The 16,238-nt window shown below is 69.4% G+C and carries 14 protein-coding genes; 3 read left to right on the top strand and 11 right to left on the bottom strand.

Annotated elements, in window-relative coordinates:
- On the top strand, positions 1-533 hold a 533-nt coding region (locus F8M74_RS07815; protein WP_240462279.1), incomplete at its 5' end, for a hypothetical protein.
- A 114-nt stretch (positions 534-647) separates the two neighbouring features.
- Here the strand turns inward: F8M74_RS07815 and F8M74_RS07810 are convergent.
- Entirely contained in the window at positions 648-1,409 is a 762-nt protein-coding gene (locus tag F8M74_RS07810) for an AraC family transcriptional regulator (protein ID WP_228559368.1), read from the bottom strand.
- 179 nt (positions 1,410-1,588) lie between these two features.
- Here F8M74_RS07810 and F8M74_RS07805 point away from each other — a divergent pair, with 179 nt between their 5' ends.
- A complete protein-coding gene (locus tag F8M74_RS07805; protein WP_141257387.1) occupies positions 1,589-3,829 on the top strand; it encodes a M9 family metallopeptidase in 2,241 nt (746 codons plus the stop codon).
- 42 nt (positions 3,830-3,871) lie between these two features.
- Here the strand turns inward: F8M74_RS07805 and F8M74_RS07800 are convergent, their stop codons facing one another.
- From F8M74_RS07800 to F8M74_RS07770, 7 genes are all read right to left on the bottom strand, one after another.
- Positions 3,872-5,446, bottom strand: a complete 1,575-nt coding sequence (locus F8M74_RS07800) for an aldehyde dehydrogenase (NADP(+)) (RefSeq protein ID WP_141257386.1) — start codon at positions 5,444-5,446, stop codon at positions 3,872-3,874.
- Between the two features lie 70 nt (positions 5,447-5,516).
- Positions 5,517-6,407 (bottom strand): dihydrodipicolinate synthase family protein, encoded by an 891-nt coding sequence (locus F8M74_RS07795; protein ID WP_141257385.1) that lies wholly within the window; start codon positions 6,405-6,407, stop codon positions 5,517-5,519.
- Positions 6,404-7,681, bottom strand: a complete 1,278-nt coding sequence (locus tag F8M74_RS07790) for an FAD/NAD(P)-binding oxidoreductase (RefSeq protein ID WP_141257384.1) — start codon at positions 7,679-7,681, stop codon at positions 6,404-6,406. Before F8M74_RS07790 ends, F8M74_RS07795 begins: the two co-directional genes overlap by 4 nt.
- Positions 7,674-7,943 (bottom strand): (2Fe-2S)-binding protein, encoded by a 270-nt coding sequence (locus F8M74_RS07785; RefSeq protein WP_141257383.1) that lies wholly within the window; start codon positions 7,941-7,943, stop codon positions 7,674-7,676. Before F8M74_RS07785 ends, F8M74_RS07790 begins: the two co-directional genes overlap by 8 nt.
- The gene (locus F8M74_RS07780; protein ID WP_141257382.1) at positions 7,936-9,072 is read right to left on the bottom strand and encodes an FAD-binding oxidoreductase; all 1,137 of its coding nucleotides are present in this window, start codon (positions 9,070-9,072) and stop codon (positions 7,936-7,938) included. The genes F8M74_RS07785 and F8M74_RS07780 overlap by 8 nt, the downstream gene beginning before the upstream one ends.
- On the bottom strand, positions 9,069-10,004 hold the full coding sequence (locus tag F8M74_RS07775) for a proline racemase family protein (RefSeq protein ID WP_141257381.1): 936 nt from the start codon (positions 10,002-10,004) through the stop codon (positions 9,069-9,071). Before F8M74_RS07775 ends, F8M74_RS07780 begins: the two co-directional genes overlap by 4 nt.
- A gap of 179 nt (positions 10,005-10,183) precedes the next feature.
- Complete coding sequence (locus tag F8M74_RS07770) at positions 10,184-11,476, bottom strand: AAA family ATPase (protein WP_171410123.1); 1,293 nt, start codon at positions 11,474-11,476, stop codon at positions 10,184-10,186.
- A 227-nt stretch (positions 11,477-11,703) separates the two neighbouring features.
- Here F8M74_RS07770 and F8M74_RS07765 point away from each other — a divergent pair, with 227 nt between their 5' ends.
- Positions 11,704-12,552 carry a DUF2911 domain-containing protein gene (locus F8M74_RS07765; protein WP_228559366.1) on the top strand — a complete coding sequence of 283 codons (849 nt, stop codon included), beginning with the start codon at positions 11,704-11,706 and terminating at the stop codon, positions 12,550-12,552.
- A 20-nt stretch (positions 12,553-12,572) separates the two neighbouring features.
- Here F8M74_RS07765 and bshA read toward each other — a convergent pair whose 3' ends face one another.
- The 3 genes from bshA to bshC are packed head-to-tail and all read right to left on the bottom strand — an operon-like array spanning position 12,573 to position 16,209.
- Complete coding sequence (gene bshA / locus F8M74_RS07760; protein WP_141257378.1) at positions 12,573-13,736, bottom strand: N-acetyl-alpha-D-glucosaminyl L-malate synthase BshA; 1,164 nt, start codon at positions 13,734-13,736, stop codon at positions 12,573-12,575.
- Complete coding sequence (gene bshB1, locus F8M74_RS07755) at positions 13,733-14,539, bottom strand: bacillithiol biosynthesis deacetylase BshB1 (protein WP_141257377.1); 807 nt, start codon at positions 14,537-14,539, stop codon at positions 13,733-13,735. Before bshB1 ends, bshA begins: the two co-directional genes overlap by 4 nt.
- Entirely contained in the window at positions 14,536-16,209 is a 1,674-nt protein-coding gene (gene bshC, locus F8M74_RS07750; RefSeq protein ID WP_171410122.1) for a bacillithiol biosynthesis cysteine-adding enzyme BshC, read from the bottom strand. Before bshC ends, bshB1 begins: the two co-directional genes overlap by 4 nt.
- Positions 16,210-16,238 lie beyond the last annotated feature (29 nt).

Below are 16,238 nucleotides of genomic sequence, written 5' to 3'. Positions count from 1 at the left end.
CAGGGGGAGCGGGCGGGCGGGGCCCTTCATGGGGGCCCGCTGTTTCTTGCCCGGTGCGTCATCGCCACCTTGGCGGCATGGGGGACCTCTTCCAGCTCTTCGCCGTCTCCGCCGTGGTGATGGGCGTGTCGCAGACGCTGTCCCGGGAGCGCATCTTCGCGTCGCTGCGCGCGCGGCTGGGGGGCAAGGAATCGTGGCTGGGCTACCTGGTGTCGTGCCCCTACTGCGTGTCGCACTACGTGGCCTTCGTCCTGGTGCCACTCACGGGGACGAACGTCATTCGGGTGACCGTGGGAGGCTGGCCCGGCTACGTGCTCAGCTGGGTGCTGTCCACGCTGCTCATCACTGTCATCGCGGCTTTCTTCCGGGTGGTGTTCTGGTTCGTGGATGAGACGCAGGGCCTGGTGAAGCGGCGCCAGCGGACGGAAGAGGAGGAGACGGCCACGATGCGCCTCCATCGCGAACAGGCGGAGCAGACGCTGAACCACCACGACCCCGAAACGCGTGAGCCCTCACCGCCCGTGTCGCATTGATGCGGCATGTTGCGTGCCCTCCGTATGGATTGACACGCGCGAGGTGGGAGGACGCAACTTCCCGAACCCATCGAAGACGATTCTCGACGTCAACGGCATCACGGTGGCCTGGCTTCAGCGAGCCCGCTTGCCCGGTGGCGCTCCCGGAACGGACGTGGCGACGACGAGCTGCCGGTACTGTCGCGGGCTCAGCCCCGTCACCTGCTTGAACTGGCGAGACAGCGCGCTCTGGTCACAGAAACCCACCGCCAGAGCGATGGCGGCGATGGGCTGCGCATCCTCCACCAGCCGCACCGCCGCCGCGCCGATGCGAGTCTTCATGATGAACTGCCCGGCCGACAGCTGGAAGATGCGCCGCATCCGCCGCTCGAACTGCGCCGCGGACATCCCCGCCCGTCGCGCCAGCGAGTCGATGCGCAGCCGTTCCCCATGGTTTGCCTGGATGTAGTCGATGGTCCCCGCGAAGCGCTCGTCCACGAGCCCCGCGCGCCCCGGCTCGTGCACGTCCTTGGACAGACACGCCAGCCCCATCACCTCGCCCGCGGCATTGAACAGCGGCACCTTGCTCGTCAGACACCAGCCCGGCTTGCGGTTGTTGAACAACGTCAGGTCCAGGTTGTCCACGATTGCGCGCCCCGTCCGGAACACCTTCTCGTCCTGTCGCACGTACCGGTCCGCCATGTGCTGGGGGAACAGCTCGTGCGCCGTGCGCCCCACCGCCGCCGCCTTGCTCTTCAGGCCACAGCGCTCCGCGCACGCCTCGCTGATGCACACGTAGCGCCCCCGGATGTCCTTCACCGAGAAGACGATGTCTGGCACCCGGTCGAACAGCTCCTCCGCGAACAGCGGATTCGCCACCCGTCCCATGAATCCCATCCGCCAGTGCTCCAAGGTTTCACGCGTTTTGGTGGTTTCCATTCGTCCCCACATGGGAAAGACACAAGAATGTCACACTTGCTCGCGAATACCTTGAACACCGCGTGAAACCCACGTCGGTGTCACTCGGAACGGACGACACCGTGCGGCAAGCCCCCCCATTCGCGGAGCACGAAGCCATGCGCAGTCCAGTCACGGATTGGTGTCGCTGTCACATCGTCCTCGCCATCTGTTGTCTCATCCTGTTCGCACCCGGAGCGGACGCCCGTCCCGGAGGTCCTCTCCCGGCCGATCCTGCTCAGCGCGTCCATGGACTGGAGCACGCGCACCAACGCATCCAACCCGACGAGCGGCAGCCGGATGTCTCCCCGGAGCAGCTGCGTCAGGCCCTCACCCCACCCGCACCGAAGCGCTTTCTGCTGGCGTGTGACACGGCGGCCTTCGGGTCCGCCACCGGGACGGCGCTCGTCACGCTGGTGAAGGGCTCCTCGACGGAGTGCATCAACACGCTGTTCAGCGTCACGGGCACGCTCGCCCGGCAGGTGTTCATCGAGAGCAAGATGGTCACCATCGCCAACGCGTTCACCACCAGCGCGCAAGGCTACGGGGGCAACAACAACGGCCAGACGCTCCAGCTCATCATGTTCCTGCGCGCGGGGTACTACGTGCAGTACTACGCCCCGGACGTCGTGGGCAGTTACGGCACAGCGCTGGCCAATGCCATCCGCCCGGCCCTGGCCGCCTTCGTGGCCAACAGCCACTTCCGGGACGTCAACGACGACCACGGCGCGGTGCTTCGGGAGTTCGTCACGCTCATCGACAGCGCGGGGGAGAACGCGCGGCACCTGGGCACCTTCAAGGGCCTGCTGGACCGCTTCAACGACACCACCCTGGCCTCCTGGTACATGCGCAGCGCCACCAACAACGTCTTCGTCGGCCTGTTCCGCGGCCACTACAACGACGACTTCGTGGCGGCCGTGCAGCAGGATTCGTCCATCATCGACTCGCTGGACTCCTTCGGCCTGCGCACCGAGCACCTGCTGGGCACCGACAACCAATACCTCTCCGTCAACGCGGCCCGCGAGCTGTCCCGCTTCCTCCAGTACCCGGGGACGGTGCAGACGAAGACGCGCCCCAAAGTGAAGGCGCTCATCACCAGCCACTCGATGACGGGCCCCACCGCGGGCGTCTGGGTGGGCGCTGCGGAGATGGCCGACTACTACGACGGCGCCAACTGCGCGTACTACGGCATCTGCGACTTCCGGCGGGCGCTGGAGCAGGCGGTGCTCCGCGTGACGCACAACTGCGGCGCCACGCTGCGCATGCGCGCCCAGGAGATGACGGCCACGCAGCTCACGCAGAGCTGTGGCCAGCTCGCCACGCAGGAGTCCTACTTCCACGACAAGCTGAAGACGGGCCGCCTGCCCGTCGCCAGTGACAACAACACGTCGCTGGAGATGGTCATCTTCGACAGCAGCCTGGACTACCAGACGTATGCCGGCGCGCTGTTCGGCATCGACACGAACAACGGCGGCATGTACCTGGAGGGAGACCCGGCGGCGTCCGGCAACCAGGCCCGCTTCATCGCCTACGAGGCGGAGTGGGTTCGGCCCGCGTTCGAAATCTGGAACCTGCGCCACGAGTACGTCCACTACCTGGATGGCCGCTTCAACATGAAGGGCGGCTTCGGCGACAGCATCAGCCAGCCCACCATCTGGTGGATTGAAGGGCTGGGTGAGTACGTCTCCAAGAAGGACGACAACGCGTCCGCGGTGGACCTGGGCACCAGCAAGAGCTTCCAGCTCAGCCAGATTCTGCGCAACGACTACAACAGTGGCACCGAGCGCGTGTACTACTGGGGCTACCTCGCGGTGCGCTTCATGTTCGAGCGCCACCCGGCGCAGGTGGACACCTTTGTCGGCCAGTTCCGCGCGGGGAACTACACCGGGTATCGCACGTCGCTGGACAACCTGGGCTCGGCGAACGACGTGGAGTTCCACCAGTGGATTGACTGCGTCTCCACCGCGACCGACCCGAGCACCTGCGCGAATCCGGAACCGGGCCCGGGGCCTGGAACCGGCACGCAGTGCACGGGCGCGGACACCCGAATGCTGGACAACGGCTGCTACCGGGGCCCGCTGGCCGGCAACAACATCCAGTACTTCTACCTCTGGGTGCCCGCCGGCGCGCGCAACCTGCGCTTCCAGATGAGCGGCGGCACGGGCAACGCGGACCTCTACATCCGCGCCAACCAGTGGCCGTCGACGACGGCGTATGACTACCGGCCGTATCTGCCTGGAAACGACGAGGTGGTGGACATCCCCTCGCCGCTGACCGGCGTCTACTACTACGCCATGGTGAGGTCCCGCGCGGCGTTCGCGGGCGTGAAGCTGGAGTCCCGCTTCGACGCGGCGCCGTGAAGCCTGGGAGTGACTCCCGGGTGACGACGGGACACCTGGGAGTCACTCTCGCTTCAGTAGCCCTTCCACCGTTCGCCACAGGTTCAGGGGATTTGCCTCGCGCAGCTCCGGAGGGAGCAGCGCGTCCGGCACATCCTGGAAGCACACCGGCCGCACGAAGCGGCGGATGGCGCCCGTGCCCACGGCGGTGAAGCGGCCATCCGAGCTGGCCGGAAAGGGACCGCCATGCACCATGGCCGGGCAGACCTCCACGCCCGTGGGGACACCATTCATCAGCACGCGCCCCACGCGGTCCGACAACGTGGGGAGCAGCTCGGAGGCCAGCGCCGTGTCTCCCGCATCCATCATCACCGTCGCGGTGAGCTGGCCTTCCAGCCTGGAGGCCACGCGCACCAGCTCCGCCGCGTCACGCGCCACCGTCAGCACCGCGCAGCTTCCGAACACCTCTTCCGTGAGCGCGCTCTCGGCGAGCACCACGCGGGCCTCCGCCTCGAACAGCGCGGCAGCGCCCAGCGCGGCCTTCGACTCACCCCGTGCACAGGTCCGCGTGTCCGCGCGAGCGGCGAGATGGCTCACGCCCTCGCGAAAGCGCTCGGCGATGGCGGGCGTCAACATGGGCACGGCCGAGGCGGCCCCCAGCTTCTCCGCGAGCCGCGCGCGGAAGACCTCGTACCCCGGGCCCTCCACCGCCACGAGCAGGCCAGGCGAGGTGCAGAACTGGCCCGCGCCCTGGAGGATGGACATGGCCAGCGCGTCCGCCATCGCCTGGGGACGGGAGGCCAGCGCCTCCGGCAGGAGGAAGATGGGGTTGATGGAGCCCATCTCCGCGAAGACGGGAATGGGGACAGGCCGAGCGGCGGCCAGCGCCATCAGCGCGCGTCCTCCGCCACGAGAGCCCGTGAAGCCGACGGCGCGGATGGCGGGGTGACTCACGAGCGAGGCGCCCACCTCCGTGCCCGCGTCGAACAGGAGCGAGAACACGCCTTCGTGCAGCCCATACGCCGCCACGGCCGCGCGGATGGCCAGGCCCGCGCGCTCCGACGTCGCTGGGTGCGCGGGATGGGCCTTGGCGACGACGGGACAGCCCGCGGCCAGCGCGGACGCGGTGTCACCTCCGGCGACGGAGAACGCGAGCGGGAAGTTGCTCGCGCCGAACACGGCCACCGGCCCCACGGGGCGCAGCAGGGAGCGCAGGTCCGGACGCGGCAAGGGACGGCGTTCGGGCAGGGCCCGGTCGATGCGCGCATCCACCCAGCTGCCTTCCTCCAGCAGCCGAGCGAACTGACGGAACTGTCCGGCCGCGCGGCTCAGCTCTCCCTGGATGCGCGCGGGGGGGAGTCCGGTCTCCTTGGGCGTCACGGCGAGGAAGTCCGCCTCCGCCGCGAGGAGCGCCTCGGCGATGTGCTCCAGGAACCCGGCGCGCTGACGTGAGGACAGCGCCGCGAGCGTGGGGGCGGCCTGCTCCGCGAGCACGCAGGCCCGCTCCACCTCATGGGGCCGCGCGCCGTGGAAGCGAGGCTCGAGCGCCACGCCCTCAGCGGGATTCCAGCCGGTGAACGTCGGCCCACCGGGCTCGCCACGTTCGGCGCCAATCAAGGACAGTCCCATCCAGCTCATGCGGCGACCTCACTCCGGGAGGGGCCCATCGCCCCTCCAGCTTCGATACAGGACACTTCGCGACGGGGAACTACAAAGCGGGCCGGTTCGCCAGGGCCTCGCGCAGCACGCGCAGACACTCCTCGCGCTCGGCACCCGCCAGCTCCAGCCGAGGCCCACGCACCCGCTCGTGGCCCCAGCCGACTTCCTGCTGGACCAGCTTGATGAGCTGGACGAACCGGGTGACGGTGTCCAGGCGCAAGAGCGGCAGGAACCAGCGGTACAACTCGAAGGCGGCCTGCTTCTTTCCGGCGAGGGCCAGCTCGAGCAGTCGCACGGACTCGGCGGGGAACGCATTGACCAGCCCCGCCACCCAGAAGCGCGCGCCTGCGTCCACGCCCTCGACGAGGCAGTCGTCCACGCCCACGCCCACGGCCAGCCGGTCTCCCAGGAGGGCGCGAATGGCGGTGACGCGACGGGCGTCGGTGGAGGACTCCTTCACGGCGACCGCATTGTCATGCTCGGCGGCCAGCTCCGCGAGCTGCGCGGGGGTGAAGTCCGTCTTGTAGGCGACGGGGTTGTTGTAGAGCAGGCACGGCAGCTTCGTGGCGCGCAGGACTGCGGACATGTGGGCCTTCATCTCGCGCCAGTCGCTGGAATAGACATACGGGGGCAAAACCATCAGCCCGGCGCAGCCCGCCTCCTCCGCGGCGCGAGCCAGCCGCACGGCCTCCGCCGTGGACAGGGCGGCGATGCCCGGGATGACGGGCACCTTCACCGCGTCCACGCACGTGCGCATCACCGCAACCTTCTCCTCCTGGCTTAGCGTCGCGCCCTCGCCCAGTGAGCCGCAGGGGATGATGCCGGTGCAGCCCTGCAACACCAGCCAGCGCACGTGTGAGCGCACCGTGCCGTGGTCGACGGACAGGTCCGCGTTGAAGGGGGTGGTGATGGCGGGGAGGACACCAGTCCAGAGGTTCATGACTCTCTCGCGTGGGTAGAGGAAACGTCCGAGGGAAGGCGCAGGCTGCCGATGCGCGCGGGAAGACACGGTGGACGCACGTCCTCGCCCGACCAGCCGAAGAGGGTTTGCGCCGCCGTGCCGCAGGTGCGGCCCTGACAGGCGCCCATGCCCAGCCGGGCGTACAGCCGGGCCTCGCGCAGGTTCTGACAGCCCTCCAGCGCGGACATGGGCACGTCCTCGCAGCGGCACAGCAGCGTGTCGGGCGTGGCCAGTCGTCGCAGCTCCGCGCGTGGCGCGTCATGCCGAGCGAGCTGGGCGGCGAACGCGCGGACGCGATGCCAGGTGCGCTCCAGCTCGACGGGGATGGGTTGCTCGGCGGCGACGAGTCCGGCCAGCTCTCCGGTGACGAGCGCCTGGTCCACGCCGCCGATGCCGAGCAGCTCGCCCACGGCGTGGACCTTGGGGACTCGCGTCTCCAGGCGCTCGTTCACGACCACCGCGCCGGCCGAGGTCTCACAGCCCAGCAACCGGGCCACTTCCAGATTGGGCACGAGCCCGTAGGCCGCGCCCAGGTAGTCGCACCGCAGCTGTTCCTCGCGACCGCGCACGGACAGGCGGACAGACTCCACCCGGCCCTCGCCTTCGGCGGCGATGACCCAGGCGTCCGTGGACGTGGGCACGCTGATGAGCGCCGCGGACATCAAGGCGCCTTGGAGCAGCTTGGCCGGGTGTCGCCAGAGCTGGAGGGCGAAGCCCCAGTGGCTCGCGGCGGAGGCCTGCTCGGCGATGTAGAGGACCTCGCCACCGTGGGCGTGAATCGTCGCGGCGGCGGCGAGCAACAGCGGGCCCGTTCCGGCGAGCACCACGCGCTTGCCTCGAATGGGGAGGCCATCCTTGACGAGCACCTGGAGGCCGCTGACGCCCAGCACGCCCGGCAGTGTCCAACCGGGGAACGGGAGGAAGCGCTCGCGTGCGCCAGTGGCGAGCACCGCGCGGCCGTAGCGCACCGCGAACGAGGAGGAGCCCTCTTCGACCAGGAGCACGCCCGGCTCGGGCGCGGCGACGACGCGGGCGCCTGGACGGAAGCGAGCGCCCGACGCGGCGAAGCGGGTGAGCCACCGACGCGCGAGGCGATTCGCGCCCTTTCGGGCCTCGCTTCTCCAGACCTGACCACCGGGCTCGGGCTGGGCGTCGAGGACGAGCACATCCAGCCCCGCCTCGGCCGCACGGCAAGCGGCGGCGAGTCCGCCAGGTCCGGCGCCGACGACCACGAGGTCACAGGCCTCACGCATCGGTCACCACCTCCTGGTCCTCACGGCACGGCGTCAGGCACATGAGAACTTCGGGTACACCATCGATGGTGGCTCGGCACTCGAAGCAGACACCCATTCCGCAGAGGGGCCCTCGGGGGCGCCCGCTCAAGTCGGCGCGACTGACGAAGCTGTCCGTCATCGCCAGCGCCGCCGCGACCGACGTTCCCGCCGGCACTGTGACAGCACGTCCGTTGATGCGCAGGGTGACGCGCGTGGTGGCCTTCGACGCGGGCTCACGCATGAGCGACCTCCCGAGAGGACGCCGTCAGGAACCGCGCGGGTGAATACGGACGCGCATCGATGGCGCTGGTGCGCCCGAGCAGTTGGTCCGCCACCAGTCGCGCGCTGCCCGTGGCGGTGGTGATACCGAGCCCCTCATGGCCACAAGCCAGCCAGAGCCACGGCTTCTCCGGATGAGGCCCCAGCAAGGGCAGACCATCGGGTGTCGCCGGACGCAGCCCCGTCCAGACGCGCAGTGCCTGCAAGCCATCGAGCCCCGGAAGGAACATGGCCGCGCGCTTCAGCATGCGCTCCAGGAGCGCCGCGTCCACCTCGCGCGTCGCATCGCCCGGCTGTCGCGACGAGCCCAGCAAGAGCTGCCCTGTGACACGCGGCTGGGCATTGAACGCCACGGAAGCGCCGTCCGTGCCGTGCGCGCTCTTGAGGTAGCCCAGCTCCACCAGTTGGTGATGCACCACGGGAGCCCCGCGCCGGGTGATGAGCAGGTGTCCCTTGCGCGGAGAGATGGGCAGCCCAGGGCAGAGCGCGGGACTGGCCACGCCCGCCGCGAGCACGATGTACCGTGCCGTCAGCACCTCCCCATTGGAGAGCACGACACTTCCCGAGCGCAGCTCCCGAACCGGACACCCCGTCATCAGCCGCGCACCTCGAGCCTGGGCACGCAGCGCGAAGGTCCGCGCGGCGAGCGGCGGATACAGCACGGCATCATCCACGACACGCAGCGCCCCCACGAGTCCCGGAGCAAGCGCGGGCTCGGCCTCTTGGAGCGCTGCGCTGTCGAGCACCTCGGCACGGACACCCGCGGCGCGGTAGTTGGCCACCTTCGCGGAGACAGCGGCCATCTCCTCGTCATCGGCGGCGAGCCAGAGGGTGCCACACGCGTCGTACTCCACCGCGCGAGGCAGTCCATCCGCGAGTTCACGCCACAGCGACACGGACCACGACGTCAGCGCGAGCTCCGCCGCGTTGTCATCCATGGCCACCAGGTGGCCCATACCGCACGCCGTCGTCCCCGCACCGATGGACCTCGCCTCGACGAGCGCCACCGACATGCCGTCGGCACTGAGCACATCCGCGAGCGCCGCACCGACGATGCCACCGCCGACGATGACGCAGTCGAAGGCGCTCATCCGATGCCCCAGGCAAAGGGGTCAGTCGGGTCCACCAGCAACGTGGCCTCCGCGTTGACGGACGCGGTGCCGGTGATGGTGGGCAGGATGCGCGCACCGTCCCGGACGTAGCGCGCCTCGAAGCGACTGCCGAGGATGCTCTCCTGCACCCACGTCGCGCCTTCCGCGAGCACACCCTCGGCGGCCAGACACGCGACCTTCGCGCTCGTCCCGGTGCCACATGGCGAGCGGTCATAGGCCAGCCCTGGACAGAGCACGAAGTTGCGAGCATCCACCCCCGGCGTCGGAGAGGGGGCGTACAGCTCGACGTGGTCGATCTCCGCGCCGCCCTCCCCGGTGATGCCCTGGTCCGAGAGTGCCTGTTTGATTGCGGAGGTGTACGCCAGGAGCGCGGGAGTCCGCGACAGCTCCAGCGGCAGGTGCGTGGCGCGGGAGAGGAAGAACCAGTTGCCGCCCCAGGCGATGTCGCCGCGCACCTCGCCATGTCCCGGCACGGACACCGCCACGTCATGCGCCCACCGGTAGCTCGGCACATTGGCGATGCTGACACGCCCATCCGGATGCAGCGTGGCCTTCACCACGCCAACGGGAGTCTCCAGCGAGTGGACGCCAGGACCGATGCGCCCCAGGTACTCCAGCGTCTTCACCACGCCGATGGTCCCGTGGCCGCACATCCCGAGATAGCCGACGTTGTTGAAGAAGATGATGCCGGCGACGCTCGACGCACTGACAGGCGGACACAGCAGCGCGCCCACCATGACGTCGGACCCACGGGGCTCGCAGACGATGGCCTTGCGAAAGGCGTCGAACTTCTCGCGGAAGCGCTCGCGCAGGCTTGCCAGGTCGCCCGCTCCCAGCTCCGGGCCTCCGTCCGTCACCACGCGCGTGGGCTCACCACCGGTATGACTGTCGATGACACGAATGCGCCGCATGCGAGCCGCTCCCGCTACCCGGGCCTCCCATGCGCCACCCTAGGAGTCCCGAGGCGCTGTTTCTTGGGAGATTCGACCGCACTCGCGAGGCAATCACGCAAATGCCCCAGCGAGCAGCCCCCCTCGGGGACACCCGCCAGGGACAGGCGCGCCCGCGGGGAGGTGCCGATGGTCGGGGCTCACCACAGGCCCTGCTGGCGCAGCAGCTCCGCCAGCGGGTGTGCGCCCAGCCCGTGCGCGTCGAAGAGCCGGCCCGCGACCTCGTGTGTGGGATTCTTCCAGGCGATGCGCTCCGGCCCGTCCTCTCGCGTGTTGCCACACAGCAGGAGCGACGCCCTCAGTGCCTCGGCGGACGGAAACAGCGTGTGCTCGAAGAGGAGCGGATTCTGGCTGGTGAGAAATACCTGCCGAGCCCCCAGCTCCCGCATGCTCGCTTCCACCCAGCTCGGATGCAGCCCATTGCCCAGCTCATCCGCGATGGCGAAGTCCTCGTTCACGTCCAAGTAATAGAGCAGTGACAGCAGCCGCTTCTGCCCGAAGCCCAACGCCTCGTGTGCCAGCACCCGGCCATCGCGCCGCGTGAACTCGAAGCCAAAGCCCCCAAAGCCCACGCGCCCGCCGTTCTCGAACGACCGCTTCTCCAGCACCTCCACGCGGAAGCGGCCCGCCTCAAAGCCCGCCAGCGCCACGAACTTCGCCAGGAAGCTGCCTTCGCGCGCGTCGTGCGTCAGCTCCAGCACGTCCGTAACGGATGGTTGCTCCATCTGCTCACGCAGCCACCCCGGCATCCACGTGGGCAGCGCCATCAACCCCAGCGGGAACACTTCGCCGTCCCGCACCTCCATGGCGTAGCGGATGGCGCCGATGCGTTCGAACATCCCCAGTGCTTCATCGAAGCGCTGCGGCGCCAGCAGGAACGTGCGGCGTAGCAGCTCCTTGAGCCGCTCCTTCATCCCCGCGTCGATGTACTGCGCCGTCATGAACAGCAGGGTCCACACCGACCGGTCCAGCAGCGACCAGTGCATGCTCCGCGACCACACGGCCTCGCCGTCCACCTTGCAGTCCATGCCCGCCGCGTCCGCACGCATCACCAACCTGGCCGACGGCGAATGGAACTGCACGTCCACTTCGATGCGCGGGTGCAGCGAGGAATCCAGCGCGGGCGTGCGCAGCGGCATCAGCGCGGAGCCCTTTCGCGGCGGTGCCTCCGCGTCCGGCTCCGGGGCGTTCTCCTCGTTCCGGACGAAAACGTGCAGCTTCATGCCCGGGAACGCCAGGTCGTACTCCAGTGCGAACGGCTCGTGGATGAGGCCGGAGAAGTCCGAGCCGAGCACCGTGGAGATGAGCTCCAACAGCGTTGTCCTGCCGGTGCCGTTCTCCCCCAGCACCAGATTGTACGACGGGCTGAACACCAGCGAGGTGCCAGGGACGACGTTCCGGTAGTGATGGACCTCGAGCCGCGTGAGCTTCATGGGTCTCCTCGGCACGCAGCATGGCCAGTGTGGGCGCGCGGAGAAACCCCGCAATGTCACGGAATGTCCACCTCCTTTCGTGTGTAGAGGGCGCCCGAGCCCCTCCCTGGACGGTCGCCGCATGACGCGGTGCAGGCCAAGGTGGAACGTGAGGTGGAGCGAGACCTCGTCTATACACTCCGCCGGCTCTGCGACCCCTCCGGGTCGGAAAGGACGAAGTGAGGACGATGAAGAACCAGCTTCTCAGCTGTATGGCCTCCGCGCTCATGACCCTGTCGGCGATGCCCGCGCTGGCTCAGCTCAAACTGCCGGCCTCCAGCCCCGCGGCGAAGGTGACGCAGGAGGTGGGCGTCTCCGAGATTTCCGTCGAATATTCCAGCCCCGCGGTGAAGGGCCGGAAGGTCTGGGGCGAGCTGGTCCCCAATGACAAGGCCTGGCGCAGCGGCGCCAACGCGGCGACGAAGATTACCTTCAGCCACCCTGTCACCTTCGGTGGCAAGGCCGTTCCGGCGGGCTCCTACGCCATCGTCAGTCTGCCCTCGCAGAAGGGTTGGAAGGTGATGCTGAACACGGACCTGGGCCTGTGGCGGGGCGGCGCGCCCTACGACACCGCCAAGGACGTGGCCTCGGTGAGCGCCACCACCACGGAGATTCCGTCGCGTGAGCGCCTGACGTACCTCTTCACCGACACCACGGACGCCGGCACGCGGCTGGACCTGGAGTGGGAGAAGCTGCGCGTCTCCGTCCCCATCACGGTGGACACGGCGGCCATCGCGAAGGCCAACATCGAGGAGGCGCAGAAGAGCATGGCCATGATGCACGTGAGCGCCGCCTCCTACGTGGCGGAGTCCTCGAAGGACTACTCCGCCGCGCTGAAGCACGCCGACGCGGCCGTGGCCGCCAACGCCACCTGGTACAACCACTGGATTCGCGCGGGCGTCCTGTCGCAGATGGGCAAGTACGGCGAGGCCCGCAAGGCCGCGCAGACCGCGTGGGACCTGGGGCAGAAGGACAAGAACTTCTTCTACCGTGACCAGGTCTCCAAGGCGCTGGCGGAGTGGAAGAACAAGAAGTAGCCAGCCGCTCCCGGGGCTCCTCAGCGACGGAGGGGCCCCGTCAGGAGCCGGCGGTAGAGCGCCTCGTAGCGGTCGATGGCGGGTTCCTTCTGGAAGCGTTCCAGGACCTGTGCCCGCGCGCGGTGTGAGAAGCCCTGCCAACGCTCCGCGTCCTCGACCAGTGTGAGCACGTGCCGGGCCATGGCCGGGACGTCACCCAGCGGCGCCAGGAAGCCCGTCTCCCCGTGCGTGACGAGCTCCGGGATTCCGCCCAGGTCGCTGGCCACCACGGGAATGCCGCAGCTGAGCGCTTCCAGTGCGGCGAGCCCGAAGCTCTCCTGCTCGCTGGGAAGCAGGAAGACGTCGGAGGCGGCGACCAGTTCCTCGAAGCGGTCCTGCTTGCCGAGGAACGCGACGCGGCCCTCCAGGCCAATCTCCCGCAGCATCCGCTCCGCGGGCGAGCGCTCCGGACCGTCTCCCACCATCACCAAACGGCAGGGACGGTGGCGGTGGACCTCGGTGAAGATGGCGACCACGTCGGCGATGCGCTTCACCGGCCGGAAATTGGAGACGTGGATGAGCACCGGCTCGTGGTCACGCAGGGCCGGGAAGAGCGCGCGCAGGCAGGCGCGGTCTCGCACCGGGGCATAGCGGGCGGTGTCCACGAAGTTGGTGATGACGTCGATGGGGACGCTCTCGGGAATGTCGAAGCCCCGCCACGTCGCGCGGCGCAGGAAGGCCGACGGCACCGTCACCGCGTCGCTTCGCGTGATGGAGAAGCGCGTAATCGGCAGGTAGCTGGGGTCGATTCCCACCAGCGTGGTGTCCGTCCCGTGCAGCGTGGTGACGACTCGCGGCGCCTTGTGGCCCAGCACCTCGCGCGCCATCCACGCGGCGGTGGCGTGGGGCACCGCGTAGTGGACGTGCAGGATGTCCAGGCGCTCGTAGCTGGCGACCTCGATCATCTTGGACGCCAGCGCGATGGGATAGGTGCCGGACTGCTGGAGCGCCGGGTAGTCGCTCTCCGTCACCTCGTGGAAGACGACCTTCCGGTTCGCGCCATGGAGGCGTACCGGCAGGTCTCGAGCAATGAAGTGGACGCGGTGGCCCCGGTCCGCCATCGCGAGGCCAATCTCCGTGGCGACCATGCCGCTGCCACCGAAGGTTGGAAAGCAGGTGATGGCCACGTTGAGCGGGGCGTTCATGTGCGTGCCGGGAAGAACAGGGGCCTGGCGAAGCTATTCCTGCGAAAGTGGTCGAGCGGGTCGGCCAGTCCCAACGCCTCGCGGAGGATGTAGGGCTCGCCGTGGGTGACGCCAATCTGCGCGCCATGGAAGCGATCCCTGGCTTCCAGTGACGACAGCGACAGCGGTGAGCCCACCAGGGTGGGCGGGGCGTCCGGCCTGGGCATCACCTGGCTGGCGTAGCAGTGCACCGCCGCCAGCTTGCGCTCGTAGACAGCGGAGACGTCGACGATGACGCTGGGCTCGGCCAGGTGCCGCAGCGGGTAGTAGAGGACCTGCCGCGGCGTGAAGGACTCCGCGGCGGGCTCCGCGTCGAACTTGCGCACGCCCGCGAAGAAGAGGGCGCGCGTCACCAGCGCGCTGGCGGCCTCGTGGTCTGGGTGGCGCTCCTGCTCCCAGGGCACGACGACCAGCTCCGGACGCAGGCGGCGCAGCGCTTCCACCACGCGAGCCACGGCGGCGGTGCGGGCGCGCTCGGGCTCGGGTGTGTCGAAGCCCGCCCACGGATTGAGCCAGCCGTCGGGCAGCTCCAGGTTCTCCCGGTGGGCCAGGCCCAGCGCGCGGGTGGCGGCTTCCGTCTCCTCCGCGCGGGACTGGAGCGTGCCGCGCGAGCTCTTCTCGCCGCGCGTCAGGTCGACGATGCCGGTGCGGTAGCCACGGGCGGCCATGCTCGCCAGCAGCCCGCCGCAGAACAGCTCCACGTCATCCGGGTGTGGGCCAAAGGCGAGGACGTCGATGCCGTAGGCGGTGCCGTTCTCGCTCATGGCGTCAGGTCCTTTGAGTCACCGGAGAAGGGGACACACGCGTCCAGCACCATCTTCGTGAAGGCGCGCGTCCCGATGCGGCAGGCGAAGTAGGGCAGCCCGAGGATCCGCTCCTGGGGCGCGTCCTCCGGGAAGAGGAAGGTGCGCAGGCGGTCCACCTGTTCGGCCGCAGTGGCATCACGCCGGGTGAGCGCGCGGCGGTAGCGGCCCGTCAGCCGGGACACCGCGACACGCACCGTGCCCTGGGTGCGGCGCAGCGCGTCCTGGAGGTTCGCGTCCACCGCCGACACCTGACCGGCGACGCGCTCCAGCTCGGAGGAGAATGCTCCGAAGAGGCGGGCCTCCAGGGCTTCGGGTGTCTCCAGCGACTCCGGGGCATCACGCGTGGCCAGCCGAGTGAGCAGCGCGTCGCGCGGCACGTTCACCTCATCTGGCTGGAGCCCCACCTTGCCCAGCCACCGTCGCGCGCGGTCATCGAGCACGCGGAAGCGGGCCCGGGGAATGGCGAGCGGCATCGGACGTCCCGCGTGGGCATAGAGCGGTGCCAGCTGCGCGAAGTAGGCCAGCTCGCCTGGGCCGCCGACATACGCGGCCGTGGGGAGCCAGGTGTCCTGGAGGAGGGGGCGCAGCAGCGCGGACGTGGTGAAGCGCAGCGGCTCTCGCTCAAGGGCGGCATGCAGCTCGTCCTGGGTGATGGCACTGCTTTCCGGGTGACCCACCAGGCTCCAGGCGCCCGCTTCCGCCGGGTCCAGCCGGTAGCGCGGGCCATCGAGCGCATCGGGTGAGAAGAAGCTGAGCGGCGAGCCCGGACGGACATGGACCTGCACCGTGTAGCCCGCGTGGGTGAGCGCCTCCGCTCGGGCCGCGAGCACCGAGGAGAGTGCCCCCGCTTCCTGGAGGGCGAAGCGGTGCACGGGCGCGGCGAGGGGCGCCAGTCGTGCGTCTCTCGGGTCGAGGAAGACGAGTCCCTCGTCGGCGAAGAGGGAGGACAGGACGTCGGTGAAGGCTCCCGCGAGCGTGGCTTCAGGGCGGTAAGCCCGCTCCAGCAGGGAGAGGAAGTCCTCCGCATGGGGTTCTGCTTCCAGCTCGGCGCGGAGGGTGGCCAGGGCTGGGAGGACGCTTGGTCCAAGGTGGCGGTGGGCGATGGGCGCTCGAGATGTTGCTGCATCCGGAAGCTCGAGCGCCAGGCGACATGGCCCTCCGCCCGGACGTGGGATGACACAGTGGTCAATCTCAGGGAGGTCGTGGTCCTCCGTCTGGAGCCAGAAGACGGGGACACAGGGCCGGCCGGTTTCTTCCCGAAGCGCGCGCGCCGTGACGATGGCGGACGCGGCTTTGTAGAGCGTGTACAGCGGGCCCAGGAAGAGGCCCATCTGCTGCCCCGTCACCACCGCCACGGTACCGGGCTGCGCGAGCAGCGCGAGGTTGCGCTCCCGCGCGGGACTGGGCGCGAGGCGCGCGTTCTGCGCACCGAGGACGTCCAGCAACGCGGGGGACACCGCGCGCGACGCGGCGGCGGCCACGGCCCGGGCGCGCGCTTCACGGTGTCGATAGTCGTCGGGAAGGAAGGAGAGCGCGGACGCATCTCCGCGAAGCCACGCGGTCGAGAACGGGGACGTCACGGCATGCCGTGATAACAGGTCGCGGCGGGCGCGCCACCGGAAGTGCACGCTTGCACGTCATGTGCGGCCGTGACGGC

Origin of the sequence: Myxococcus sp. CA023, from assembly GCF_010998615.1 — a bacterium.
In the GTDB taxonomy this organism is placed as follows: domain Bacteria; phylum Myxococcota; class Myxococcia; order Myxococcales; family Myxococcaceae; genus Myxococcus.
Note: the sequence above shows the minus strand (reverse complement) of the source record. Positions and strands in the feature narration are given on the sequence as shown.

Bases quoted from the DNA above. Each gene is read 5' to 3' on its own strand.
- F8M74_RS07765 (WP_228559366.1), top strand. From the start codon at position 11,704: ATGAAGAACCAGCTTCTCAGCTGTATGGCCTCCGCGCTCATGACCCTG.
- bshA (WP_141257378.1), bottom strand. From the start codon at position 13,736: ATGAACGCCCCGCTCAACGTGGCCATCACCTGCTTTCCAACCTTCGGT.
- F8M74_RS07800 (WP_141257386.1), bottom strand. From the start codon at position 5,446: ATGAGCTGGATGGGACTGTCCTTGATTGGCGCCGAACGTGGCGAGCCC.
- bshB1 (WP_141257377.1), bottom strand. From the start codon at position 14,539: ATGAGCGAGAACGGCACCGCCTACGGCATCGACGTCCTCGCCTTTGGC.
- F8M74_RS07770 (WP_171410123.1), bottom strand. From the start codon at position 11,476: ATGAAGCTCACGCGGCTCGAGGTCCATCACTACCGGAACGTCGTCCCT.
- F8M74_RS07810 (WP_228559368.1), bottom strand. From the start codon at position 1,409: ATGGGATTCATGGGACGGGTGGCGAATCCGCTGTTCGCGGAGGAGCTG.
- F8M74_RS07795 (WP_141257385.1), bottom strand. From the start codon at position 6,407: ATGAACCTCTGGACTGGTGTCCTCCCCGCCATCACCACCCCCTTCAAC.
- F8M74_RS07780 (WP_141257382.1), bottom strand. From the start codon at position 9,072: ATGAGCGCCTTCGACTGCGTCATCGTCGGCGGTGGCATCGTCGGTGCG.
- F8M74_RS07790 (WP_141257384.1), bottom strand. From the start codon at position 7,681: ATGCGTGAGGCCTGTGACCTCGTGGTCGTCGGCGCCGGACCTGGCGGA.
- F8M74_RS07775 (WP_141257381.1), bottom strand. From the start codon at position 10,004: ATGCGGCGCATTCGTGTCATCGACAGTCATACCGGTGGTGAGCCCACG.
- F8M74_RS07805 (WP_141257387.1), top strand. From the start codon at position 1,589: ATGCGCAGTCCAGTCACGGATTGGTGTCGCTGTCACATCGTCCTCGCC.
- F8M74_RS07785 (WP_141257383.1), bottom strand. From the start codon at position 7,943: ATGCGTGAGCCCGCGTCGAAGGCCACCACGCGCGTCACCCTGCGCATC.